The organism is Bacillus sp. JJ1773 (genome assembly GCF_036962035.1).
In the GTDB taxonomy this organism is placed as follows: Bacteria; Bacillota; Bacilli; order Bacillales; family Cytobacillaceae; genus Cytobacillus.
In genome coordinates this window covers 1-2107 of sequence record NZ_JBALNX010000154.1, presented here as the reverse complement: position 1 = coordinate 2107, position 2107 = coordinate 1, and the positions used below count along the sequence as shown (strand labels likewise).

General features: G+C 34.4%; 2 protein-coding genes. Both read right to left on the bottom strand.

The window, feature by feature from the left end; genetic code table 11:
- Positions 1 to 1164: 1164 nt before the first annotated feature.
- Entirely contained in the window at positions 1165 to 1560 is a 396-nt protein-coding gene (locus V7127_RS25710) for a VOC family protein (protein ID WP_335491089.1), read from the bottom strand.
- 35 nt (positions 1561 to 1595) lie between these two features.
- On the bottom strand, positions 1596 to 1967 hold the full coding sequence (locus V7127_RS25705) for a VOC family protein (RefSeq protein WP_335491086.1): 372 nt from the start codon (positions 1965 to 1967) through the stop codon (positions 1596 to 1598).
- Between the last annotated feature and the right edge of the window lie 140 nt (positions 1968 to 2107).

Here is a 2107-nt window from a genome sequence, read left to right as displayed (position 1 = left end):
ATATGAAATATTCTATGAGGATATTTTCTTAAAAGAATTTAATCAGTCTATTATTAATTAAAAAATAATATTAATGTATAAGCTACTTCAACTGTCTATTAAAATATGAACTGATGTAGCAAAAAGAGTAAGTAGAAATTGATTTACCTCTATTTTTAAACTTGTGTCTTTAACAATTTGTTTCTCCAAAGCCTGATATAATCTTGCTAGTAAATTCCTTTTTTGCGCAAAAAACGATTGTGTTTTCCACTCTTTTTTATATCTTTGTTTCCGTAATACACCATTTTGTAAACGATTGCAAACTAGAAGCAGATGATATAACAGCTTTACGCTAATATATAAATCAAGTAGGAGAGGGGCATTAACCCCCGACCTCTCACACCGCCGTATGTACGGTTCCGTATCCAGCGGTTCATAAGGTGAGTGGTTTCGGAAAATTTATTGAGGTATATTAATCTAATCTAGGTTTAATAACCCGATACGTTCTAAGGGGTTATTTGGAATTGCACGATGAAGTATATAGCTTTTGGATATTTGCTAGTATCCTTTTGAGTATTCTCTCCTTCCCATGCTTTTTGCTTGGGAATTTTTAAATTCATAAGACTATTATATTGAATCGGAGTTTTCCCCAATCTCTTCCAAATGAGTTTGCTGATCCTTCGGCGTATCCATAGGTTAATTTGTTGGATATAGCTTTTCATATAGTAGCGAGTTAAGTTAGTTGGAGATTTTAAAATCGGAATATACGACAGATTCACCCTCATTATTTGGAATTGATTATAAGTGAGAGAAGGACAAGCTCCTTTTAAACAATCGTAAAAGGTGCCCGACCCCAAGTGTAAATATCCTGGATTAGATTATAACCGAAGTTTTGACTGTGCATTTTTTTAGGATGACCATGGTTCCGTTATACTCTTGAATAGTTTGTTTTCTAGAGAGTTAGGAACTCTGGTTCCGCTAATGCAAGAAAAAGACTGCTATTTTCTCATGTTTTTCAAAATTAACGGATTCTCTGTCCTCTTAAGGGACGTGGGTGGGGTCTGGGGCAGTGTCATAAGTGCGATAACAGACATTTTATTCAGAAAAAGCCTATCCCCAAATGCATATATACATTTGGGGATAGGCCTCTTACCTAAATTTCTATGTACCTTTCTAAAAATCACCTTATTTAGCATTAACATCAGGCTGATGCAGTCCGAAAATATTGCCTTCTGTATCCAAATAATATCCTTGCCACGCCATACCGGGCAAAGCATATTTCGGCATGGCTACTTTTCCGCCGTTGTTAATTATTTTAGCTTCCGATTCATCATAATTCTCAACGCCAATTGTACAAACATATGCATTTAAAGCTTGATTTACTTCAGGTGCAGCACTTTGCCGCTGCATTAATGCACCATTGATTCCTAGTTCATCTTCACTTCCTGTCACTACCCCAAAGTAAGGCATTCCAGCAAATTCGCTCCAGTCTTGAAATGTCCAGCCAAATACCTCACCATAAAACGTTTTTGCCTGTTCCATATTATTTACATGAATCTCAAAATGAACGACTCTTCCCATCATTAACCTCCTAGAATATTCAATAGATTTTATTTCTACCTGTGTTGATCAACAAGGATTAGATTACCATCTGGATCCTCAATCATAAAGTTGCTTGGACCTTCAGTTTCTAAATTTGCTTCCTGAATAAAGTTTATTCCCTTTTCTTTAAGTTCTTCTTGTAATACCCTTACATCCTTAAAAGGATTTACCTCTTCAGCATTCTCGTCCCACCCAGGATTAAAGGTTAATATATTCTTTTCAAACATGCCTTGAAATAGGCCAATAATACAGTCTTCATTTTTCAAGATTAACCAGTTTTGATCGATATTTCCACCAAAAACATTAAACCCTAGTTTCTCATAAAATGTTTTTGATGCATGAATATCCTTTACCGTCAAACTAACAGAAAATGCCCCAATATTCATGTTTTTTCTCCTTTCACCAGATAATAGAATACTTGCTTTAATTAAATATCACTTTTTAGGATATTTATTCTCTAAGTAGTTAACAGATTGTTTGATTAGCTTCTTTAATATTTCTAAATCTATGTCATCTAGTTTATTAA